This is a genomic window from Moraxella sp. TY6 (assembly GCF_048551375.1).
GTDB lineage: Bacteria > Pseudomonadota > Gammaproteobacteria > Pseudomonadales > Moraxellaceae > Faucicola.
The window spans coordinates 381927-406551 of sequence record NZ_JBLYZJ010000001.1 but is presented as its reverse complement, the minus strand read 5'-3'; the positions used below and the strand labels follow the sequence as shown (position 1 = coordinate 406551).

The following is a 24625-nucleotide window of genomic DNA, read 5'->3' as shown; positions in this document are numbered from 1 at the left end:
TTATCATTTAACCAAATAATTTATCCAATGCCAAAATAAAGTCTACAGGTGGTTGCCACACCAACCGCCCTAGCCCTCCACGAATGTCACCGCCAATGTCGAGATTATTTGGCAATAGGCTATCCTTGTTTGCGATTTCTGCCAAATGGGCATACGGCGACATCCCACGAATAAAGGCGTATTCCACTGCCCCCAAATGTTGCTCAATGGCGTAATTCGGCAGGCGTAGCTGAAGATAGCGGTGCAGAGCCACTTGATAAATACTTGCCTGTAGCCAATAGCTATGCTCATTCATGGCTTTAACAAGACGGTCGGTGGCATACTCTCGGAAGTTATTGCCCAAATAATTACTTTTATAATCAACCAAATAAAACTTATCATCCTGTTGATACACCAAGTCGATTTCGCCTTTTAGGTATTGCCAAATGGCGGATTTGCTGTGTTGGGATTGTAGTTGCAACGGAATATGATACTCAGCAAATAGCTCATTCAATGCGGTCAATGATAATTCACCGTTTAGACGCATACTAAATCCCATTTCGGCAATTTTTTGCTGAGGGCGGATATCCACAGGGCGTTGAGCCGAAGCCCCCAATGGCGTGTGTATCACTTCATTCAGCCATACGCTTAACGCACGGTATTGCGGTTGTAGCTGATGGCGTGGGTCTTGTGCGTCCGTGGTGTCGAGCTTGCCGATAGTCCCCTCACTGGAGGCAAGGGTGGAGTAATACATTTCTGGCAATTGCTGTTTCCGCAATGCCCTATCAATCACCACCGCCCAACGTTTTGGCGGTTGCCACTCGCTATTCGTGGGCAATAACGCCTCTTCTTCGAGCCAACTATTTGCCAAATCTTCCAATACTTTATGTAAAAACACCCCTGCACTTGTGCCTTTTTCAAAGTTAAACCGCAATAAAGTCTTCTGCTCATCATCAGTCGGCAACTGCTGAACGCCCATTTCCAGCAACTCGCCAGCCAACGGCATTTCAGGGATAGGCATGGGTTCAACAAACGAAAAATCTTGATAAACATCGTAGTAATCCATCCCACCCATATCATAACCATTCATATCATCATAGTCATTGGGGTAATTGTCGTTTAAATAGCTGTCATTTAAATAGCTAAGGTCACGCTCACCTATTTGCCAATTCGGCTCATCCGTATCAAAACCATGACTTTCTCCCCTACCCTCATTATCAAAATCCGCATAAATATCCAACGGCATATCCGCATAATTCATGTCATCTGATATGGGTGGAAAATTTGATGGCAGATTTGATGGCTGACTTGATGAAGAGTTTGGTGAAAAATTCGGTTCAATATTTCCAGTCGAATTGCTAATTGGGTCAAATTGAACTGGCTCAATACCCATTTCGATTGGCAGATTGGTATAAGCAATAGGATTGTTTGGATATGGTTCATCCTGTTCCCATGAATTATCGACTTCTAAAATGTCCGCTTCATAAACATAATCCGCCTCATGCACCATGCTATCTTGTTTATCATGGTTGACATAGCGTGATAAAGCAGTAAAACTGGTATTCGCCCAACCGACAAAGGCGTGTTGGGTCAAGGCTTGCTGATATTCGGCATAGTTGATTTTGGTAATGAGGTTATTTGCCAAACTTTGCGATGGATTGGTGGTGAATTTCTGGTCTTTGTTTAAATATTTGCTTAGGCTATTTGTATCTTTTAACATAAGCACTGCTTTGCGTGCGTCCAACGCCACAAAGTCTTTACAGTCTTCGACAAATGCGGTGAGCGGTATGCCTGAACTTTTGCTATTTCTCGCTTGGGTGACGATATACAGACGTTCTCTCGCCCGTGTCACCGCCACATACATTAGGCGAAGTCGCTCCTCAAATAGGCTTTGATTTTCGATGTCGTCAAAATCCTGCCCACCACCTATGTCCCCATCGAGCCAACTGGTCGCTGTGGGGGACAGTCGGCGTGTTAGCAAGCTGTTGTTTTGCTGGCTGTTTTGTTGATTATGGGTATCGGTATAAAGGTATAAATGCTGATTGGGCTTTTTGGTATAAATCGCCTCACTTAACCCCACCACAAACACCACGGCAAACTCCAAGCCTTTGGATTGGTGAATGGTCATCAGTTGCACGCCCACCTCGGATGATAAGCGTTGTTGAATCGCCCAGTCGTCCTTGGGTTGGGTTTGGATTTGGCGTTCATACCATTCGTAGAGCTGATATTCACCTGTCCCCTGCCCTGCCGATTGCCCATTGCTTCGCTGTGCCAAAATATCCAACAGTTGACGCAAATCTATCAATAACCTCTCGCCTGCCCTATCTTTTGCCAAACGTTGCCAAAAACTCAACGCAATCGTTTCTGAACCAACGGCAAGGGGCTGATTGAGCCACCACTGCACCGCTACCAAAAACCCCTCTTTTTGCCAATACTCACTGGCTTGCACCAACATATCTTGTAGTTGATTAAAATGCAGTTGCTTAATATGCGAACCCTCGCTTGGCTCTTGACTTTCAAGCAACGCATTGGCTTCTTGCAAATTAAGCTGAAAAAATGCCGACATCAGTAAACTTTTGACCTTGGCTTGATGGTAAGGCGTGAGTAGCACCGCCATCAAAGTGAGCAAATCCTGTGCCATACGGTCGCTAAAGACGCTTTGATTTCCCCCTCGAATGGTGGCAATCCCATGAGCCAATAGCGTACGTTCTAGGCTATCGAGTTCTTTATTTCGCACTGCCAATACACAGATATCCGACAAGCTTAACGCTCGCTTATCCAGTGATAATGATGAATTGTCAAACAATGCCAAAATTTCCGCCACAATCGCATTTTCAAACCTAACCACATCGGTATCCGCTATCGCTTTATCGGTATCCTCCCCTGCTGTATCAGCCTCTGTGGGAAACGGCTGTTTATACGGAATATGCAGTTGATAAAACGTGGGTAAATCTGAAGTAGCCTCGGTTAAAGGCTCGGCTATATCATTTTCGGCTAACACCTCATTATCAAGAATTGATTTTTGTTGCTCAAGGGAATTTTCATCCGTTTGTAAAACCAAACTCGCTTCTTTTCGCACGGCTTCAATCGCTTGATAATAAATCCCCTGCCCCAAAAAATCACTGGTAATGGCGGTTGTTTCGTTATATTTGCTTAGGCTATTTTTATCATCATTATTATCACCCTCATTATCATTAGCTTGATTTGCCACGCCATACCACGCATTTAGGCTGTCAATTAGGGCTTTGGATGAGCGTCTATTTTGCGTCAATGCCAACGGCTTGGTATGAAACAGTTGTTTCAGCGTGGTGTAATTATGCACATCGCCACCACGAAAGCCATAAATCGCCTGTTTTGGGTCACCGACTAATAATAAAAAGCCTTTATTTTGGCTATGTTTATCCGTTTTATCCTTATCTACCTTTTTACCCAACTCGCTTACCGCCACGGCTTCATCCAAATAAATCCGTTTAATCAACAACGCCTGTTCGGTATTGATATCTTGTGATTCATCAATCAACGCCACAGGGTATTGGTGGCGAATATAACGAGCCAACGCTTCGCCTTGTTGACTGGCAAGGGCTTGATTAAGGCGTGCCAACTGTAAGGAAAAAGTCGTCAAACGTTGGGCTTCTAGCACTTGAGGCAGTTGCTCACGCACATAGCGACCGATAAACTGGGTAAAATATTGATTAAGCTGGGTAATATGCTGTTCGATTTGCAATTTGGCTTTGGCAAGTTTTACCAAATCCTGCACCATCGGCACAGCTCGAAACGCCTCAACTTGGGCTTGTTTTTTACTGTTAAAACCGTCATCGTTTTTATCAAATTCATGGATGGCTAGTAGCAGTTTGAGCGGGTCATCGGCTAATTTTAGCAAATCCAACACATCGCCACTGGCAAGCTGTTGTTGTAATTGGGCAAAACTCGCCAGCCCTTTGTGTAGCCATTTGGCTTTTGCCATGCCTTGATTAATACGAAAATCAGCGTCCAAATACGGCTTAAATGCCTCATCGTGGCGATTGGCAATACGTTGCATTAGGGCAGGTATCGCTGATAAATCCACAGGGTGAATGCGGAGTGTGTCAATCGGTGCGGTGTAGAACGTCAACGCCTTTTCGACCACTTTGACATAGCTTGCGGTGTCGTATAGCTTGCCTGTGGCTTGCATCAGGCGATAAACTTGAGGCTCAAGCTCATCAATATGCGACCAAAACGCTCGCAACTGGTCATGTATCATGCCTGTCACCACGGCTTGCACATCATTGCTAATCTGCACCTCTGGCGAAAAGCCCGTTTCACTGCTAAACTCTCGTAGCCACTTTTGGCACAGACTATCCAAGGTACTGACAAACAGCCTATCAAGCTGATTAAGGGCAAGGCTCGTGCGTTGCAAAGCGATACGAAAATCCACAGTCGGCGGACGATTCGGCTTGTTTGATTTGCTCGATTTGGCTGATTTTTCCGTTGTATCCGTATCGGTACTTTCGGTTTGGCTTTGGTCTTGTTGGGTTTGAAGTTGCTTTTGGGGTTGCTCACTGTCGCCAATCTGAAACACCTGTTTAGCAACCCAGTCAATCAAATGATGATTAATGGGGTCATCAAGGCTTTCGGTAAGGTTCATACGTTTAGCACGTTCATTTAACCACGCCCAAAATGCCTGATAACGTGCGTCATTGCTTGTGGAATTAGTGGCGTTATCAGTGTCATCCGTTGCTTTAGCCGTGGGAGCAATAAAACCCTCGCTATGAATCAAGCGAAGCAACCGATAAAACGACTGCAATCGCTCTCGGATACGCTGACGCATTTCGGCGGCCGCACTGCGTGTAAAGGTGGTGGCGATAATTTTATCGCAAGGATAACCTGCCTCCACCAATAAGCGTAGCACCACACCAGTCAGCGTCCATGTCTTGCCCGTCCCTGCGGAGGCTTCAATCAAGTGTTGCCCTGTCAATGGTAAACTAATGGCAGGGGGTAAAACTGTGGTTTGGGTCGTCATGTATATTCCCAATCAAAAAAATATAATCGTTTAAATTTTGGTTTTGATATTATTCCGCAAAAACATCCACCAAATTATCCAATAACGGCTGATACAGCCATTCCCCTAAAATCTGCAAAAATGGCAAAATCACCGTGGGTTTTTTATCACCCAATAACGTCTGCCAAATCACATAATCGGCATTTTCGACTGTCGGTGACTGGTTATAAGCCGTGTTAAACCATGTGCTAATGGACTTAGTTAAATCGTTTAATGGTGTTGTACTGGATTTAGTATTTTGTGCTTTATCCTGTATCTCACGTTGCCCTTGTAGAAACGCCATACTGGTGCTGGGTGGCAATATCACCACTTGTTGTTGGAGCAGTTGCCACACCATCAGCCAATCTTGAAGCAGGGCTTCGGCAGTTTGCCACTCGATGGCAGGTAAATACAGCGTTTTTTGCCGACTAAACTGCCATAGCGAAAAGCCATCATCTTCCGCCACTTGTGCCAAGGTGGTGCGTCTAGCGACTTGCCATGCCAAATGATTGAGCCAAAACTGCACCCAATATTTCTCTCGCCCACTATACGGCAAATACTGAAACCAATAACTCGCCTGTTCATCCGCCACAGGCAATACCGCCGTTAATACCAGACGTTGTTGGCAATATGATTGGCTAGGCGTTGTGGTGTTAGCATCTTGTGCGTCCAACGCCAAGATATTCACCGCCAAGCGTTGTTCATGGCAAGGGGTGATAAACTCCATAAAACGCTCAAGTTGCAATTCTTCAGTCACACCGACAAACTGTGACCGCAAACGTTGTTTTAGCACGCTTAAATCATGCTGATGGTTTTCGTTAGCCTCACCATCCGTATTATCCGCACTGGCAAATTCGGCAAAACGACTGACCAACTGACGTAAATGCCCTGTCAATTGCTGTTGTTCATGGATAAGGCTTTGGTAACGATTGACCCCAGCAGGCAACACTTGACTAAATGCCAAGCTATTGACTGGCGAAGATTGGGCATCATCCACTTGGCTATCATGGCGACTGTCCAACAACTGTTCGAGTAGCAATTTATTCAACTGATAGCGAGATAAATGGTCTAACACCACAGGCTCTAATGCCGTTTCTTTGTCGATACTATTTTGATAACCGCCATCTTGAGCAGTCGGTGGAATAAAAATCTGTTGGGCTTGCACAAAGGCTTTGGCAGGGTCTTGCAAGGCTCTGACCACACGCCCCAAATGCTCATAGTGAGTCGTGACTTCTACCGTATTTGGCATATTTGATTCAGTTGAAACAGTTGACATCGCCGTCATGGACAAACGAGCCTGTTGCCAAATCGCCAGCCAATGTTTCAGAGCGGTTTTACCCCAAATCGTCACTTTATCAGTGTGGGGCGTGGTATTTTCACTGGTTAATTGTTGATACAGCTCATGCCAAATCGGTGCAGGGGGGTATAGTTTGGTTTTTGCCAGTTGAATGGTTTGGCTGACGTTCGCCTTGAGCTTGTCGAAAGGTAACGTTTCTACGTTTTGCGTTAGCCCTAATTCAAAATACTGTTTATCAAACGGCAAGGCAGGGTGATGGGTGACTAAATACTGCTCAACTTTTTGGCTAAATTGGCTAACCATTTGGTGTTTATCTTTATTATCATCGCTTTCGCTGTCGTTCTCATTAGCGGTTTCAATAGTTGGCACATTGACCGCAAATAAACCCTGTTGGTCTTGCCATGCCACTTCAGTTTGTAAAAAATCCAACAACTCTTGCACAGGGCTGGCAGGTAAATGCTCATGGGTGTCGGTGGTACTACTGCCATTATAAAACAGCCAACAGGCTTGCTTGGCACATAACAACGCATCCAAAAACGCCCCCAAATCGTCATCTTCTCGGAATCTATCGCCACGCACAGGCAGACCTGCTTGAATGAGGTTATAGCGATTAAGCGGTTCACGTTGCGGAAAGTCGGTGAGGTTTAAGTTTAGCATCACCACCAACGGATATGGCAAATTCCGCACCGCCCCCATCCGAGCAAAGGTAATCACCCCAGACGGCTCGGCACTCACTTGCTGGCTGACCAGTTGTTCGGCGATACTTTCAAGGACAAAATTCAGCTTGAGCGGTAACTGCCCAGTATCGTCACTGGCTTCATACGATAGCAGAATCTCTGGGCGTTGGCTGGCGTGTTTTTGGCTCGCCTTTTGATTGGCTTCGATGTTATTTTTGAGTTCATTGCGTGCCGAAAAAATCGCCAACCAAGCATTGGTTTGGTTAAAACTGGCAAAATTACCCTTAATCAACGCCTCAATTTCGTCCAGCCATTCGCCCACCGTGGCAGTCATTTGTCCCATATCACGTTTTTGGTGCAACGTCTGATAAATCTGACACAACACCGCCACCACACTGGCATCATTCATGCTGACGCTGTCCAATGGGGCGATACGCTCACGCTCACCATGCCGATTGACATATTCGCCAAACTGCACCCCAGACGCATGAGGCATCAGCACGCCCGCCACCAACCGCTCCAACGCAAAAGCAAAACTATAACGATAATCGTCATCGGCGGTATGCAAATTTTGTTGTAAATGGGCTTCATCAAAACCACGGATAAAGCCTGCCTGTGTCAACAGCTCACAGCCTCGGCTCATCTGCTCAAGGGTCAGCCCAAAACTTTCGTATAAAGGGGGCAACATCAACCAATCAAATACCTCGGCTTTGGCAAACCTCGCCCCTGTGCGGTTTAACAGTTGATAATAACCGACAATCGCTTGCCAAAGTTGATTGATTTCTTTACCCACCACCCCTGTGACCTTGGCAGGCAAACTATAACCATCCGCCCCTACGCCTTTGGGGAAAATCGCCTCAATCACATTTTGTTGGGCTTCGATATCAGGCACTAATACCAAAATATCGGATAATGAGCGTTTTTTTGCTTGGGCTTGGGCTTGTTCTTGATTGACACAATCCTTTGGCAAATCCGTACCATTAAGCCACCCCACCAACATCATGCGTAGCACTTCAAGTTGGCGTACCATGCCATGACAGGCGTGAATTGACAAACTACTATCAATTAATTTTTCGCCTTGCCACTGACGTTGATTGGGTTCTTTGGCAAATTCTTGTTCTAATTTTGCCAAAATCTTGTTAAAGGCTTGATTGTTTGCCAAGCCAAGTTGTTGGATTTTTTGTAACGCTTGTTGGGTGGTGTTATCCGCAGTTTTAGCCTCATTGGATTCAAAAGCTAACATCTCGTGAATTTTTTCACTGGTATTGCCTTCTTCCAACATCAAAATATCTTGTTGCAACTGGGCAAGCAAGGTCTGCGGATTGGGATTATCAATAAAATCATCCTGCCATATCACCTCGCCATATTCATTCCCCGATAAATTGGCAAGCATGGCAAACACCTCACGAGATTGTTTACCAAAGCGAGAAAGCAAAGTATGCCCATAATCTTTAAGGTATAAATTTTGCGGTTGGTCAAACTGCTGTTGCATTAGCCAATTTTTATCGACAATATCCGCCCAAAACTGCTCTGATGGGTTAAAATGCAATAGCACCACATCGGTCAATTTACCCAACTTTTGTAAATCCAACAACTCACTCGGAGGCAACTGCTGAATGGTAAATAAAATCAATTGCTTAGGCAATCTCTCTTGGCACAGCTTGGCAATTCGCTCATCGTTATCCTCAAAGGCTTGCCAAAACTGGGCTTGCAATGTCTTACGGTAGCGATAATCATCATCAAACAACGTCCGCCACAAAAACCGCTGTGCCTGCTCCAACGCTTGATAATGAGCCACCAACCACTCAGGCGTGGTCACGGCATTGTCACCAAATCGCCCCTGCATCCGATTATGAAGCGTGTCCTTCGCCTGTATCATCTCCACCACTGCAATCGGCTGATTTTGCCCCCACGCCTCTAACCACTGGGGTCGGTAAGTCATATAGCGATTGAGCATACTTGCCATATCACTCGCCAACTGCCATAGGCGTTGGTCTTGGCTACGGATATGAGCCTGCTCGCTGATGGCGTGATTTGCCACCAAGGATTGATTGTTAAAACCGCCCAGTCTTTCACTGGCAACAGAGTCAATGGGGGAAACAGGGGCAAGCCCAGCCAATTGCTGTTCGGTAAGCTTTTCTGTTGCTTGCGATGAGGCTTCCAATAACGGCGATACAAACGCATATAAAGGGTGGCTTTCATCTGCCATGATTTGGGCTTGATACCGCATCAAAAACCCAAAAATCTGCCACTGCATGACACGCCGTGACAACATCGCCACCTCTGGCACACTCAGCACACCCTCACGATAGTGGGCATAAGTGCGTAACACCCGTTGCATCAAGCCCCAATAAAACCGCCCCCAAAACTCAGTCGTCACCAACGTGCTAATCCCTGCTTGGTCAGCGACTTGTTTTTTGAGCCACTCACCCATCACCTTGGACGGCACAATCACATGAAACGGCTCAAACACTGACTGCCCTGCATTGGGTGTTTTATAATAGTCCAATAAATGAGAAAACAACTGCTCAAGCTGATTACTTTGAATAATTTTTAGCATAAATTAATCTGAACTCGGAATAAGAAGTATTAGCACTTTACATATAAGCCCCCTCTTTCGTAAAGAGGGGGTTGGGGGAGATTTAGTTGACCAAAATCTGCCTATTATACCATCTGACTTGGACAAGACGTGTCAAACCATTAGGTAAAAAACGCAAAATATGCTAAATTAAATCAAAATATCCCAATAAAAACCGAGAATCGACCATGCTACGCCCCATTGACGTTATCTTTAAACACCCTGTACAAAAATTCACCGTCATCTACCAAAACGGCAAGCTGTGGCAACTGCCACGCCTTGACTTCACAGGCAAATCATTATTGGTCAAAAAACCCTACAAAGGCAGTCGTGAACATATTTTTGTTGCCAATGACCAAACCCTTGACACAACCGACACACAACTGATTGCCGAACTCATCACCGTTGACCTACCATCCTCCATCACAGGACGCAATGTTGATGAATTTGAACATTGGTGGCGACATAATTGGTTTCATTTTAAAGAAGAGTTGGCAGTAAAAAAACAACAGCAACAACAAGCCAAAGCCTTGCTGGAACAAGCACATATTGCCAGAGTATCTCCCAATGAACTAAATAACCCAACAGTATCCAATTTAGTCACACCACCAACGACCAATCATATGAGTCCATCGCAATCGCCCAATAACGTCAGTCAACCACAACATACTGTCACGCCTGCCATCCCTGTGTCAACGCCATCTGTACCGCCAAACACCGCCAATGGCTCGACTGACCCATTTGATGATATGCTTGATGACTTGATGAAAGATTTGTAACCCAGTGGTAAAAAACTGCAAACATTCGTTGTCGAAGCATAACGCTATGTAGCAAAGTCTTGTGTTGAGGGAATAAAGTTTGTAGTATGATTTTTCAGCTTTTAATAAAACATTGAATTAAAAAGGAAATCATCATGCCTACACCAACTCAACCACTGAATCAAGACCAATTAAATGAGGCTCAAACCACCAAAGCCAATAAAGCGATGGACGGTATTCAACCCACCGATATTAACCAAGACAGCGTGCCAAATGCAAAACAAGCCAATACCGAAGATTCATTGCTAGATATGATGAAAGAGGCGAAAAGCAACTAGTTTGATGAGCAAATAGCGTGGGTCATGTTTTACTAACTCACGCTATTTAGTTTAGTGGTCAGAAAAGAGGGCTATTATTTTAGTTTTGCATTATTCAAACTTTTAAAGTTTTTGATAAAAACATTATCTTCATCTTCATCCACATTAATTAATAAAATTTCCGCCCCCACTTTGGGAAGTAAATGTTCAATTTTTTCATGTATTTCAGAAATCTTTTTACGGCTATACATTTCCATACTACCCAACACCTTATAAATAACTACATGCACTTCTCGATTCTGCCCTACTAGACGTTTGGCAACATAGGCTTGTTTGACCTGTGCAACCGATTGCAACACATAGGTTAGCCGTTGATATTGGTCTGCTGTGAGTCGATGCTCAACAAAATCATCATCCGTAGAAATCCGATGATGACGAAGATAATCCTCGTATTCTTGTTGCATTTGGTTGATATACTGTTGATGCCATTGTTCAGCTTTGATTTTATGACCGATTCGCCAATAAAAATCTCGAATGGCTTCGCTAGCATCCCCAATCAGTGCAGGATTGAGTTGCATGGCAGTTTGTAAATAGGATACCCCTTTTTCATCATCATTATTTAATAATAATCGACCATAGGTATAGTTTGCCCCAACATGGTTGCTGGCTTTATTGAGCAATGCTCGAATATGCTGTTGATATTGCTCACGATTGATTTTATCCAAACGATACGCCAGTTGTAACCGCCCAAAATGCTCATCAATGGTTAAGGTTTCACCCCTGTTAATTTTTTGTTGCAATGCCATCAGCTCTTTTTTATCTTGCTGATAGTATTCATGTTCTTGTTTCCAATTTGGCGTAACTTGTTGTTGCCAGTCTTGGTCAAAATGATTCACCAACTCATCAAGGCTAATCGCTAACAAGCTATCAGCTCGCTCACTTGTATCCATTGCCCATTGTGGTGAGCTATTTAAAGCCGTCAAACGGTCATTAAGTGATGGGTGTGTATCTGTGGTATCCGTCTTGATTGCTAAGGCAGAATTTAACCAACGTTGGCTATCATCGGCATGAATATCTTGACGATAACGGCTGACAAAATTACGATATGGTTGGCTAGTAGGGCGTTCGCTATGCTTGGTATCAGCAAACATGGCTTGCCAAAACTTCTCACTGCGATAGCTACCAATCACCTCAAGGCGAGTTAAGGCTTGCGAGGCAATTTGTGGGGATGTCAACTGTGCCGAAATACGGTCGGCTTCATATTCATTGGCACGAGCAAGCGGAAATGAATAAGCGTTAAAATAAGGAATATACCAATTCAAAAAGGGGCGTAAAATCCAATCAGCACGCCGACTGTCTTCAAAAGATGCCATAATCTGAGAAAATCGCAAACGTTGGCGATAAATCCAATTAAAAAACCGAGCATGTGACTTGGACAAATGCCCAAATTCATGGGCAAGCACCGCCTTAAACTCATCGACAGACAAGGCTTGCATCAAGGGCAATCCCAAAATCAAATAATTGGTCGTACCACCCAATAAGCCTTTTGGCACTTGCATCACGCCTGCATTTAGCTCATCTGTGATATGCACATGATGAAATTTAGGCGATTTTAGTCTATCCCTTAACTCATCAATCATCTCAAATAACGCTGGGGCATCTTCTCGCTCAATCTCTAGTCCGTCATCAGGCAATTCAGCTCGAATAAACAACGCACTACCCACCATCCATAGCATAGGCAACACACCGATAAATAATTTTGCCCATAAAATATTGACACGCAAGGTCAGCCAAATCGTCAAACCCAGCATCAGCAAGGTCACAAGCACCACGCCCCACAAGTACAAATTCCCCAGCATAGCAAGTAACATCACTCGCTTTTGATACAGTTTAGGTTGATTATGGGCTTGGATTTCTAATTGTCTGACTAAATCATCAAAATCTTGTTGGCTATTAATTCGCTTCATGCGTGATTCCATTACACTTTATTACATACAGATACTTTTGTGAAAATCAGCTTAATAGAAACATACGATTTATTCAAGAAAAATTTGGCAATGAAGATTAATCCACCACCAACCGCAATTTAAAATGGTATAAAAACGCCAAACTCAGCACAATCACAATCGGCAAAATCAACGTCAAATAATGTATTGTCAAATACCCAAACGCCCCAACGACCCCACCACCACAAAAGCTATACCAAATCATCGACTGAAACACGAACATTTTCTTATTAATTTGCCGACCTGCCAACATATTACCAATCGCCGACCCCATATCGGACGTTAACCCTGTCAAATGCGTGGTACGAATCACCGCCCCACTATAAGTCGCCACCATCGAGTTTTGCAGTCCGCACGCCATCGCCGAAAACACCTGCCCCCAAAATGAATGAAAGCTAAACAATACAAGGCTAACTGTCAATAAACACGCCTCAATCAGCAACGCCACGCCATAGCGTCTGCCTGCTTGTAAAGCGGTACTACCGACCACAAAGCCACTGATAGTCGCCCCAAATAAAAATGATAACAGCACAATACAGACCATCGCCATTTTCTCAAAATCGCCCTCAGCAAATGCCGAAGCAAATAACGTCACATTGCCTGTCACGTGCGAAGCAGACAGATGGGTAAAGCCGACCAATGCCGTGCTATTGATACAGCCTGCATTAAACGCCAAAATACAGCCACCATACAAAATCCATCGAGGTAATCTTTCAATCATGCCTGCCCCTACGCCACACATCATAATAATCGAAAAAACGATTTTATGCCGATTGGTACGGGTTGTAAACTATTAGACAATCAAAACAGGCAATAAAAAAGGGCTTATATCCTAAGCCCTTTCCTAATTATGCTAAATGTTATCATTCCACATCTTGCATCATAATTTGTTCACTCAATGCCACGGTATTAAATCCAGCATCAACGAACAAAATCTCACCTGTGATACCACTCGCCCACGGCGATAGCAAGAATAGCCCTGCATTACCGACTTCTTCGATATTAACATTACGCTGTAGCGGTGACATCTTAGCATTGGTGTCTAGCATCTTGCGGAATGACTTAATGCCACTCGCCGCCAAGGTACGAATCGGGCCTGCCGAAATCGCATTGACACGAATTCCATCTGCACCCATCGAGCTTGCCAAATAGCGGACAGAGGCTTCAAGACTTGCCTTTGCCATACCCATCACATTGTAGTTTGGCAATACGTGGATACTACCTTCATAAGTCAAAGTGAGTAATGAGCCTTGACGTTTGGCGAGTAGGCTACGACTGGCTTTTGCCAATGCCACAAAGCTATACGCACTGATATCATGGGCGATGGCAAAGCCCTCACGAGTAGTGACATCGGTAAAATCACCGTCCAACTGGTCAGCAGGGGCAAAGCCAATGGCGTGTACGACCCCATCAATCCCTGCATCGTCACCTTGCCCCCAATGTTCGGCAACTTTGGCAAAACAGGCTTCAATCTCGCTATCCGAAGCGACATCACAAGGTAGCACCATCTCCGCACCAAAGGCTTCGGCCGCCATATCGACCCGTTTTTTCATTTTTTCATTAGGGTAAGTCAAGATAAGGCTTGCTCCCTCTCGGTGTAAGGCTTCGGCGATACCCCAAGCGATAGAGAGTTTGCTGGCGATGCCTGTGACGACAAAGCGTTTTCCTGTGAGTAACATAGTCATTCCTTAAATATGGTTTTGAGTGTACAAATATACACTAAATAAAGTTGGATTGTAAAATGGTTTTGGTAGGTTTAGCCATTTTCAATGATGTTGATTTCGTCTTCATTGAGTCCGTAGAGTTGGTAGACCATTTGGTTAATTTGTTGGTCGGTTTGGTTGATTTGGGTTTGTAGGTCGGTGGCGGTTTTTTGTTGGGCGATAAAGTAGTCTTCCCATTCGGCTTCGTCTGCAAGGGTGAGTTTGATTTTCTTTTTGGCGAGTTCTTTGGTGAAGTCTTTGTAGGTGAGGGTGTGCCAGTTTTGGAGGTTTTTACTGGGGTCGGTCAGGTTGAATTTACGGTCAAGCGTGCGTAAAAATTTGCTTTGTACGTCTTGTAGTTGTTTGTTTAATCTCAACATCTCATCGGCTTTGATGGATAATTCATCTAAATTTGTTGGTACTGGAATTTGTCCAAAAGACTTCCAAATAAGTTGGTAGCCATTTTGGATTTGAGTACAGTATTTTGAGATAAGCCACCAACCCATTTTTGAGTTTAATACGGCTAACAACCCTTTATTATCTGTTGGAATAATCCACATTGAATTATTACAATACAACTCTTTGTCATCATAGATAAAACATGGGCTAACTTGGAATGTTTGATACATAATTTTTGGTTGTGCAAATTTACTATAGTAATCACACGCTCGCAATTCCCACCAATAATCCCCTTTATCAGTTCTTTTTTTCGCTTTTTCTTTATGTGGTTCTAGCCAACCAAACAGCGATGGGTAGTTTTCTTCTAAAAATAATTCCCCACTTTTTTCATCATTGATTTGCTGTAACTTTGAAAAGCCTTTTTCAATACGGATTAAGTAATTCACATCATTAGGCGTTAAATACCTTTTAATGTCACGACCTTGAACAAATGGAAAAATAAATTTTTCCGCATCATTATCCATTTGATTTTTTACATTTTCATCAATAAAGAATGCTTCGGAAAGACCTGCTTTTACACCATAATAGGCATCCCCACCTATAAATTCTTTCAAAGAAGTGAGATTGTTATTTAACTTTTCTAAAATTTCTTTGTCTTTAGTAGATGAAATAACCCATGTATTTTCATCAAAATCAGCATGGTTAAACACTTGCAAATTTTCTTGAATATTATTAATAAAATCCATTTGTAAAGCTGATTTCAAAACAGAAATTTCAATATTTTCAGTCGGTTGAGATTTTTCAGCCACAAAAATACAAGGGTAAGTCGTTGCCCCTTCAAAAATTTGCAAATCACCAAAATCAATTAATTTTTCCAAATTTCGCTCTAAAAAATACTTTCTTAATGACTTGCCATAGCCTGCCTGTAGCCATTTATTCGGCATAATAAATGAAATCAAGCCATTTTCTTTTAACAGATTAAAGCCTTTTTCGACAAATAAAACATACAAATCACCTCGTTTTTCAAAGGTTTCATAATTCATCTTGGCTAATTGTTCTGATACGGCTTTAATTTGTTCTAATTTCACATACGGCGGATTACCAATAATGACATCGAAACCACCATTGGCAAAAACTTGCGGAAACGCCTTTTCCCAATCAAACGCCCTATCCCCAGCCACCGCCACATCATCAATCAACGAATTACCACACATCAAATTCTCATTCAAATTCGACAATTTACGATGCGGTTCAGCCGTGCGTAGCCACAACGACAACTTCGCAATCTCCACCGACTCAGGGTTGATATCCACCCCAAACAAATTATGCTCCAAAATGTGATTCCGCACCTCTTGGAACACCAACCCACCGCCAAACAGCTTGCTCTCAAGCTCATCGAGATAAGCGTGTTCCGCCATCAAAAAATTCAACGCCTCATTCAAAAACGCCCCACTCCCACACGCAGGGTCACAAATCGTAATGTCGAGCAACCACGCACGGTAGGTTTTTAGACGATTTAGCAAATCCTCTTGGGTCTTTTTTTGACGCTTTTTATCGCTGATATATAGCTCATCAACAATGCCAAACTCTGCCTTTTTATCGGTACATAGCTTGCCCACCGTGTTCTGCACAATATAACTGGTGATATATTTGGGGGTATAAAACACGCCATCTTTTTTGCGTTTGGTTTGGGTCTTGTCGAGCGTTTCGCCATTCAATTCGGCTTTGATTTCATCGATTTCGCTTAGGCTATTTTCAAAAATATGCCCCAAAATATTGACATCAATTTCACTGGCAAAGTTATAATCCGCCAATTTTTTGATATGCGTATACAAAATCTCATCCGAAATCAATACATTATCTAGCACATCATCAGGTTTGAACAATCCGCCATTGTAGGCAAAAATCTCGCTATTTTCGTCCTTATAGCCTGTATTGAGATAGCCAAAATAATGCTTGAGGTGGTCATACACCGACATTTTGAGCTTGAGTTTACGAGTTTGCTCCCACTCTTGGAGCATGGTGTGGGCGGTGTTGGCATTTAGCAAACCACTGTCTTCGGCAAAAAAGATAAACAATAAACGGTCAAGGAGTTTTTGCGACTTTTGGAATAGGGTCAATGGGTCAAAACTGGGGTTTAATGTCACCAAATCATCAAACAAGGCTCGTTTAAAACGAGAATAATCTTGGTATAACGCTTGGGTGACTTTTTGTTCTTGGCTGATGGACTCAGACTTGAGTTTTAGGGGAATATCAGCAAGTAAATTTTGACAATTTAACAATAAATACAATAGCTTAAACTGCTCAAAATCCAGTTTAAACAAATCAAATTCCAAAAACTCGACTGCATTGTCAATATAAAACCGCAATTTTTGAAAATTAGATGTAATCACATAACGGCAAGTGGGATGGTTATTTTTATAGCCAAAGGCTTGGGCTTCAATGCGTGATAAATCGGTGGTATCCATGCCTTTTAATTCAATCACCGCAACGGCATTACCGTCCTTTAGCACCGCCCCATCCGCTTTTTTGCTGTTTTTGAGGTTTTTAAGTTCGGTGGTGAGGTTGTAGCCTGTGGTGGGATTTAGTGTGTAGCCAAAAATCTGCACAAATAAATCACGCAAAAATCCCTCTTGGTACTGCTCTTCTTTGCTTTGCTTGATATTGGCTTGAAAATCTAGGTCGTGAAAACGACTGGTAAAGGCATGATAAGCCGTTTCGAGGGTGGTAATATCTTGAGCGTTGATAAATTTTTCAATGATAATTGACTGAAACATAAAAATCCTTGTTAAATAACTTCTTAAATAAAAAGACGAATACCCAACCCAAAACCTATAAAATCCAGCAAATTCTACACGATTTTTCCCATACCATAAACGGCTTATTCAGCGTTACCAAAAATAATCGTAACGTTTCGCAAAAAACCCTTTACAAATATGTCTAAAAGGGTAAGCTATGCCTATTTTTTTTGACATCATAAATCCCATGACCACAGCATTAGACCCAAAAGCATTTATCACCGATAACGCCAACGCCTACCGCCAAATTATCGCCTCAACAGGGGAAGACCTTGACCGAGCAGGGCTACTCGACACGCCAGAACGTGCCAGTAAAGCCTTTGCGTTTTTGACCCAAGGCTACCACCAAAATCTCGAGGAAATCACCAATAATGCGATTTTCCCAACCGATAATAACGAGTTGATTTTGGTAAAAAATATCGAATTTTACTCAATGTGTGAACACCATATGTTGCCGTTTTATGGCGTGGCTCATGTGGCTTATTTGCCGAGTGATAAGGTCATTGGCTTGTCAAAAATGGCTCGCATTGTCGATATGTATGCCAGACGGCTACAAATCCAAGAGAACTTGACCAAACAAGTCGCCCAAGCGGTGATGGACATGACAGGAGCAAGAGGGGCTGCCGTGGTGATGGATGCGGCTCATATGTGTATGATGATGCGTGGGGTGATGAAGCAAAACTCGACCACTCGCAGTATCTCGCTATTGGGTGAGTTTAAAGACAATGCACAGGCTCGCAGTGAGTTTTTGATGGCGATTCCGCAAGCATAATACCAAAATCTAAAGTCGTAGGGCGTAATAGCTTACGCCCAGATACCTGCCCACCATCATTGTTAATTTCTTACTCGATAATTTTAATATACGCTTGTGAGCGTAATTCTTTAATCCAGTCATGTAATGCTTGTGGGGCTTGACGTTTATACAGTAGCTCACGAGCGGTGTTACGGCGAGCGGTGTCTGCAACATCTTGCTGACGTTTAGCATCAACTTTTAGAATATGCCAACCAAATTGGCTTTGAAACGGTATTGAGAAGTCATTGACTTCGGTGTTTTGCATCACTTTTTCAAATTCTGCCACCATCTCACCTTTACCAACCCACCCTAATGAACCACCATTCACCGCACTACCCACATCATTGGAGTAGGTCGAGGCAAGGGTGGCAAAATCCGCCCCTTGACGCAGTTGTTCATAGAGGTTGTCAATTTGTTGTTTGGCAAGTTCTGGGGTGACACTACTTGATGGGCTAATCAAAATATGCCGAGTTTGCCATTGGTCAATGAGTTGCTGACTGCCACCTTTTTTATCAACCAGTTTAATAACGTTCACCCCTTCAGCCGTGGCAAGCGGTGCCGTAACCTCCCCTACGTTTAACGCTATAATTGCCTGAGCAAGCTCTCTAGGTAGCTCACTAGCGACATGAAAGCCCATATCACCACCCTCAAGCTGTGGGCTGTCTTTTTCTTGGGCATTAATTAGTAGTTGCTCAATATCAACATTATCAGCGTGTAAGGCTTTGGCGATAAGTTGGGCGGTGGTATTGGCTTGTTGTTTTTGACTATCACTGATAGTCGGTATTTTATCTTTATCAAGGGTAATGTCGCCATAAGGCACACGAATATGCAGGGTATGGTATTGCGTTTGCTCTTGTTGTTGCATTTCATCAGATTGTAAAAAAGCATCAATATCTGAATCAGTGATGTTGATACGCTTGGCAAGCTGTTGCTGTTGTAAGGCTTGAATGGCTAAGTCTTCACTAACTTTTTGGCGTAGGGTTTGATAGCTACCTTGACGGCGTTTTTCAAGTTGTTGTTGTAGTGCATTTAAATTGGTCACGCCATTTTGTTTGGCAATCGCAAGCAATGCTGTGTTGATTTGTTGTTCTTCCGCTTTTAGACCTTGGCGTGTCACCAAGTCAAGTTGGAGCTGGCGAGCGATGATTTGGTCAAGGGCTTGTTGTTTAAGTAGTTGCGAATCGTTTTTGTCTTGATTTGACGATTGGTTCGCAAGCTGTTTGACCGTTTGTTGCAGTTGGCTATTTAGGACAGGGGTGTCATTGACCAGTGCCACTACCCCATCAATCATATCTTCAGAAGTCGAATCGGGCATTTCCGTGAGGGGTAAAGCTAACTCCACAGGGTCAATTGGTTGGCTAATAGGGTCTGCTTCGACCAATGCTTGCGTATTAGTTATGGTTTTTTTATCAAGCGTATTTTTTTTGTCAGTTGTGGTTTTTTTGGGTGTGACTGTGATGGGCTTGGTACTAGGATTTGGCTTGCTCACAGTGTTGGTTTTAGTCGTTGGTTGTTTTACGACTGGAGGCTTGACCGTTTGAGGCTTTACAGTTGGAGCTTTAAGGGCTTCGGACTTTGGGGCTTGTGCTTTTGTGGGGCTAGCTTGTTTGATTGACACAATGGGTTTGGTTGGGGCGATAGGTTTAGCCGTTGATGGTTTGGCTTCTAATTTTTTTGCCGTATGAGTGTCAGTCTTAGCGGTTGTCGCTGTTGGTTTGGCGGAAGGTGTGGTGAGTTTAGTCAATGTGGATTTAACCGAGCTTGACTTTGAGGTATCAGTTTTTGCAGTCGCTGTTTTTGTTAAATCAGCCTGTTTACTTTGATTGGCTTTTTGGGTAATTGTGGATTTTTGAGTTGTTTCACGCTTATTAACATTGTCAGCTTTTTTAGTTTTTTCAACTTTAGCTTTATCTGATTTGGCTTTTTCAACTTTTGTATTTTCAGCTTTCGTATTTTCAGCTTTTTGGGGTTTGGTTTCTGCCATACTAACAGGAGTAACACCCAAAGCCAATGCCCCTAATACCAAAGCAAAAGGCAAAGAATTTTGGCGAGGTTGAGGGGTTTGAATCGGTGTGGTTTTAGCAGAGTTTTTAGCCATGATAATTCCTAATTGAATAAATCAACTTATTTTTGATGAATGCTGTTTAGTTTACTATAAAGGTTTTTTTAGGGTATTGCCGATTTGTTGTTTTTTGCATAAACGCCTAAAACTTCCCAGTCGGATTAAAATTTGGGTCATAGCCTAATACCCTATCGCTAATCAATCGAGATAATTTACCACTACGGCGACTGGCGATACCGCTCAAGCTCAATTCTGCCATAATGGCATTGTTGCGTTTAGCGGTGCTATCTAGCTCATTATAATAGCTACGCCCATACACCGATAAGCCATAACAACAGCTTTCGTATGTCAGACCTGCTAAAATTTCGCTATAACGGTTTTGTAAATTATCATACTGCACTGCCCCTAAAAATTGCCAATTATCATTAATTGGGAAAACTGCCGAAACAGTGACCGCTGATAAATCACGTTGCCCCAAAGGGTTGGCATTGCGTTTGATAACGCCTACATTATATAAACTATTATGAGTGGGTGCATAGCGAAGCTGGGCGTTATAATAATTTAGCTCACCATTATCAGACAATGCCCCATCAAAATCCATCCAAAAATCTTGCCGAGGTTGGGTACTTAGTTGCACCACCGTACCAGAGCTATCAATAGAAATTGGTTGATTACTGTTATCCAAACGCACTCGAATATCATCCAAAAAGAATTGCTGTCCGATACTGCCATCAAAACGAGTTAAGCCATTATTATCAATATAGCGATAATTGATAGAAGGGGTAATATGATGGTTGTCTGGTAAGCGGTCATAGCCCAAATACCAAGAATTTTCATACAGTTGTGGAAAGTTTAATGATGCCAAACGAGTGTTAAAATTGGGGACATCACTTTGGTCACGGTAGGGTGAATACACATATTTTAGGCGAGGGCTAATCAGTTGATAACCGCCCAATGTTTGGTCAAATTTACCCAATGGCGAGCCTTTTTTATAAAAATTCAAGCCACTATCAAGGCTAAATTCAGGAACAAAAATTGACTTATTTTTATTACCTTCATCAATACCATTGGCCACCAAACTATCTTCATCATATTGGGTGTATAAATGTTGCAGACTGGCGGATGGCGTGATGTAGCCCCAAGGGCGTTCGATGGCATACGAAGCGGTCAGCTTATTATACAGCCTTGCCCCACTGCGTTCAGGGGCAGAATTGTCGGTGATTGGGCGTTTAAAATACGCAAAATCACTGACCCCAGTTAATTGCATTTTTTGTAACGCCGTTGGCATTTCCCAAGGCAAGCTCTCGGTGGGAATGCGATAATTTACGGACAACTGGGGCAACCGATAATAGGGTTTGTCTTTGTCCGCCAATATCCCATTGGTCAAATTATTATCCAATGTTTGGAAAGTTTCGACTTTGGCAAGGGCGGTCAGATAATCGTTATAATAATTGGCTTGAATACGTCTGGGTAAATTTAGCTGACTCGCCATCATGCCCAAGTCATCAAAATCATCAAAATACGCCGAATCTGACACATATTGATAAATCGCATCCGCAGACAAGGTAGGATAATCGGCTGATTGCCAATGATGATTAAAAAACACACGACTGCGGTCTTGGTCGTGATATTGACGGTCACTGGGCAAATACGAAGCAGTCAAATCGCCATAGCCATAATCTTTTGTCAAATAGCGAAATTCACCTGTCAGCATGGGATTGCGATTGGTATAAATACTGGGGGTCAGCGTGGCATCATAGTTGGGAGCAAGGTTAAAATAATATGGCACCTCTATATTAAAACCGCCATCGCTTTTAAACCCTGCACGAGGCAATAAAAACCCACTGGTGCGTCTATCATCAATCGGAAAATTAAAATAAGGTAAATAAAACACAGGGGTATTTTTGATTTTAAGGGTGGCATTATACGCCTCTCCTCGCCCTGTATCGGTGTCAATGTCGATATTTTTGGCATTGATTTGCCACATTGGATGCTCAGGCTCACACGTGGTAAACATCACATCATCAATTTCATAGCGACTTTCATCGACTTTATTGAGTTGTTTGGCATAACCATGTGCCTGTAATGGCACGCTGGCAAAGGCAACATCTTTGGCAGTGGCTTTGGTAGTGTCGGTTTGATAGGCGATTTCATCAGCAATGGTAATCAGCCCGCCTTTGCTATTTTTAGGGTTAGCGGTATTAGCAGAACCTGTAGTATTCAGTCCCTCGGATTGCGAAGCATCCACCAACATCACATTGCCTTGGGCAGCCGCCACGCCCTCTTGTAAATTGACCACCACTTTATCCGCTTCAATCTGTTGGCGACCTTGATTGACTTTGACATTACCGCTTAATTCGGCATAGTTTTCACTGTCATAATAGCCATAATCCGCTTCGGCATATAGCGGAAACGCACTGTTGGGTTTATCCGTTTTACTGGCTTCAATGGCATTTTTTTGTTGATAATCACTGCTTGGATATACCCATTGCCCTTGACACATGGGGGCGGAAAGCGGTGTATTAGCCGTTGAAGTTGAATGGTTCGTCTTGGTATTATCAGTGGCTTCGGTATTTTTTTGATAATGGGTTTTTAGACGTTCAAGGCTGGCTTGCTGTTTTGCCGTGGGTGTGTAATTGGGGCGTGTGCGTGCCGATTCTTCACTGATAATAGGCGATGGGATTGGTGTTGTCCCTTGTTTGGTAATATCTAAGGTGGTCGTGGTATCCGCTAATGCTTCTGCTTCTTTTTGGGCAAGTTGGGTATTATCCAGCGATTGAGCGGTTTGGGTGTTGTCAAACGATTGAAGCGATTGGGCAAAACCTGTTTGGCTCAAGCATAGCTCCAACACGCCCACCACACCCAAGCCTAGCATTTTTCGCCCTTTTCGCCCCATGCGTTTTTTGCTCAATTTTTTGGGTGAATGTGCGTGAGATAAACAATGATAGCCCTGTTGTAAGGCTTGCGTTAAAGGGGATAAATTGGGCAGTGAAGTGGTTTTTTTTGTCATGGTCGTTGTCATAATGGTGGCGTGATGGCGGATAGCGTGGCTCATAAGAAAACCAACAAGCAAACAGAATCGCTTCATCATATCACGATAGGCAGTTTTTTTGCAAAAAACCGCTGATAAAGGTGCTATAATTGCGATTAATTTTAACAGCAACAAGACCCTTTTATGAGCAATTTTTCAGAACGTGACCAACTGCTTCACACTTGGCTGACCCAAGTTTTCCCCAACCAAAACCTACAACATCAGCGTCTTGCAGGCGATGCCAGTTTTCGTGGCTATCACCGTCTGACGGTCGGTGACAAACAGTATATCGTGATGGACGCACCGCCTGACAAAGAAAGCGTGAAAGAATTTATCGCTGTCGATAAACTCATGGCAACCCATGTCCATGTACCAAAACTTGAAGCCATTGACGAAGCCCAAGGCTTTATCGTGATGGAAGACTTGGGGGCGACTGATTTTGCCGATGTGATAGCCAAAGATGTGAATAACAGTGAGGATATGGTAAAAACCGAACGCCACTATCAACAAGCCATGCAAGAGATTTTAGCCATTCAACAAATTGACCTTAGCGAGGCGGAAAAAATCCTACCGCCGTATGACGAGGCACTGCTCACTCGTGAAATGTCGCTATTTACCGAATGGTTTTTGCCTTACATTGGCGTGGAATTGAGCGAAAAAACCAAACAAATTTGGCAAAACTTACAAGCCGAAATTATCAAACAAGTCACCGCCCAACCGCAAGTAGTCGTTCATCGTGACTTTCACAGTCGCAATCTGATGGTGCTGGACGGCACAGATGAGTTGGGGGTGATTGACTTTCAAGATGCGGTGATTGGGGCGTATAGCTATGATTTAGCGTCATTGCTCCGTGATGCCTACATTAATTTTGATGAAAATTGGGTCAGCGAACATCTCGCCAAATTTTATCAATTGGGCAATATCGAAAGCCGTTATACCAAAAGTTTAGGTGAATTTAGCCGTGAATTTAACGTGATGAGTATGCAACGCCACTTGAAAGTATTGGGCATTTTTATCCGTCTATTCCAACGTGATGGCAAAGACCGTTATTTGGCAAATATGCCCAAAGTCATGGGCGATTTGATGACATCATTGCAAGCGGTGAAAGATGATAATCAGACATTTAGCCAATTTTATCAATGGTTAAATGATGAAGTAAAAGTGAAATTTGAGCAAAAATTCTCTTAACTATAATCACATTGGTAGGGGC

At 43.2% G+C, this 24625-nt stretch carries 12 protein-coding genes; 4 read left to right on the top strand and 8 right to left on the bottom strand.

Annotation, left to right across the window (positions count from 1 at the left end):
- Window positions 1-7: 7 nt before the first annotated feature.
- A complete protein-coding gene (locus ACK1U4_RS01850) occupies window positions 8-4978 on the bottom strand; it encodes a UvrD-helicase domain-containing protein (protein WP_419401492.1) in 4971 nt (1656 codons plus the stop codon).
- A gap of 49 nt (window positions 4979-5027) precedes the next feature.
- Window positions 5028-9530, bottom strand: coding sequence for an exodeoxyribonuclease V subunit gamma (locus ACK1U4_RS01845; RefSeq protein WP_419401493.1), 4503 nt, complete (start codon window positions 9528-9530; stop codon window positions 5028-5030).
- Between the two features lie 206 nt (window positions 9531-9736).
- Here ACK1U4_RS01845 and ACK1U4_RS01840 point away from each other — a divergent pair, with 206 nt between their 5' ends.
- Together ACK1U4_RS01840 and ACK1U4_RS01835 are read left to right on the top strand one after the other, a co-directional pair.
- A complete protein-coding gene (locus ACK1U4_RS01840; protein WP_419401494.1) occupies window positions 9737-10327 on the top strand; it encodes a hypothetical protein in 591 nt (196 codons plus the stop codon).
- Between the two features lie 134 nt (window positions 10328-10461).
- Window positions 10462-10644 (top strand): hypothetical protein, encoded by a 183-nt coding sequence (locus ACK1U4_RS01835; RefSeq protein WP_419401495.1) that lies wholly within the window; start codon window positions 10462-10464, stop codon window positions 10642-10644.
- Between the two features lie 74 nt (window positions 10645-10718).
- On the opposite strand, the gene ACK1U4_RS01830 is transcribed toward ACK1U4_RS01835, so the two are convergent.
- The 4 genes from ACK1U4_RS01830 to ACK1U4_RS01815 form a co-directional block, all read right to left on the bottom strand.
- Window positions 10719-12590: a M48 family metallopeptidase gene (locus ACK1U4_RS01830; RefSeq protein WP_419401496.1), complete on the bottom strand. Its 1872-nt coding sequence runs from the start codon at window positions 12588-12590 to the stop codon at window positions 10719-10721.
- A 97-nt stretch (window positions 12591-12687) separates the two neighbouring features.
- The gene (locus ACK1U4_RS01825) at window positions 12688-13350 is read right to left on the bottom strand and encodes a YoaK family protein (protein ID WP_419401497.1); all 663 of its coding nucleotides are present in this window, start codon (window positions 13348-13350) and stop codon (window positions 12688-12690) included.
- 142 nt (window positions 13351-13492) lie between these two features.
- On the bottom strand, window positions 13493-14308 hold the full coding sequence (locus ACK1U4_RS01820) for an enoyl-ACP reductase FabI (RefSeq protein ID WP_419401498.1): 816 nt from the start codon (window positions 14306-14308) through the stop codon (window positions 13493-13495).
- Window positions 14309-14385: 77 nt separating this feature from the next.
- Window positions 14386-17508, bottom strand: coding sequence for an Eco57I restriction-modification methylase domain-containing protein (locus ACK1U4_RS01815; RefSeq protein ID WP_419401499.1), 3123 nt, complete (start codon window positions 17506-17508; stop codon window positions 14386-14388).
- A 208-nt stretch (window positions 17509-17716) separates the two neighbouring features.
- On the opposite strand from ACK1U4_RS01815, the gene folE reads away from it, so the two are divergent.
- Window positions 17717-18301: a GTP cyclohydrolase I FolE gene (folE, locus tag ACK1U4_RS01810; RefSeq protein WP_419401523.1), complete on the top strand. Its 585-nt coding sequence runs from the start codon at window positions 17717-17719 to the stop codon at window positions 18299-18301.
- A 70-nt stretch (window positions 18302-18371) separates the two neighbouring features.
- Here the strand turns inward: folE and ACK1U4_RS01805 are convergent, their stop codons facing one another.
- On the bottom strand, window positions 18372-20420 hold the full coding sequence (locus ACK1U4_RS01805) for a peptidylprolyl isomerase (protein WP_419401500.1): 2049 nt from the start codon (window positions 20418-20420) through the stop codon (window positions 18372-18374).
- A gap of 106 nt (window positions 20421-20526) precedes the next feature.
- Window positions 20527-23439, bottom strand: a complete 2913-nt coding sequence (locus ACK1U4_RS01800) for an LPS-assembly protein LptD (RefSeq protein ID WP_419401501.1) — start codon at window positions 23437-23439, stop codon at window positions 20527-20529.
- A gap of 120 nt (window positions 23440-23559) precedes the next feature.
- Here ACK1U4_RS01800 and ACK1U4_RS01795 point away from each other — a divergent pair, with 120 nt between their 5' ends.
- Window positions 23560-24603, top strand: a complete 1044-nt coding sequence (locus ACK1U4_RS01795; RefSeq protein WP_419401502.1) for an aminoglycoside phosphotransferase family protein — start codon at window positions 23560-23562, stop codon at window positions 24601-24603.
- Window positions 24604-24625 lie beyond the last annotated feature (22 nt).

What these genes read in the sequence shown, in the direction of transcription:
- ACK1U4_RS01840 (WP_419401494.1), top strand. Translation starts at nt 9,737, where the DNA reads ATGCTACGCCCCATTGACGTTATCTTTAAACACCCTGTACAAAAATTC.
- ACK1U4_RS01835 (WP_419401495.1), top strand. Translation starts at nt 10,462, where the DNA reads ATGCCTACACCAACTCAACCACTGAATCAAGACCAATTAAATGAGGCT.
- ACK1U4_RS01825 (WP_419401497.1), bottom strand. Translation starts at nt 13,350, where the DNA reads ATGATTGAAAGATTACCTCGATGGATTTTGTATGGTGGCTGTATTTTG.
- ACK1U4_RS01795 (WP_419401502.1), top strand. Translation starts at nt 23,560, where the DNA reads ATGAGCAATTTTTCAGAACGTGACCAACTGCTTCACACTTGGCTGACC.
- ACK1U4_RS01800 (WP_419401501.1), bottom strand. Translation starts at nt 23,439, where the DNA reads ATGAGCCACGCTATCCGCCATCACGCCACCATTATGACAACGACCATG.
- folE (WP_419401523.1), top strand. Translation starts at nt 17,717, where the DNA reads ATGACCACAGCATTAGACCCAAAAGCATTTATCACCGATAACGCCAAC.
- ACK1U4_RS01815 (WP_419401499.1), bottom strand. Translation starts at nt 17,508, where the DNA reads ATGTTTCAGTCAATTATCATTGAAAAATTTATCAACGCTCAAGATATT.
- ACK1U4_RS01820 (WP_419401498.1), bottom strand. Translation starts at nt 14,308, where the DNA reads ATGTTACTCACAGGAAAACGCTTTGTCGTCACAGGCATCGCCAGCAAA.
- ACK1U4_RS01850 (WP_419401492.1), bottom strand. Translation starts at nt 4,978, where the DNA reads ATGACGACCCAAACCACAGTTTTACCCCCTGCCATTAGTTTACCATTG.
- ACK1U4_RS01830 (WP_419401496.1), bottom strand. Translation starts at nt 12,590, where the DNA reads ATGAAGCGAATTAATAGCCAACAAGATTTTGATGATTTAGTCAGACAA.
- ACK1U4_RS01845 (WP_419401493.1), bottom strand. Translation starts at nt 9,530, where the DNA reads ATGCTAAAAATTATTCAAAGTAATCAGCTTGAGCAGTTGTTTTCTCAT.
- ACK1U4_RS01805 (WP_419401500.1), bottom strand. Translation starts at nt 20,420, where the DNA reads ATGGCTAAAAACTCTGCTAAAACCACACCGATTCAAACCCCTCAACCT.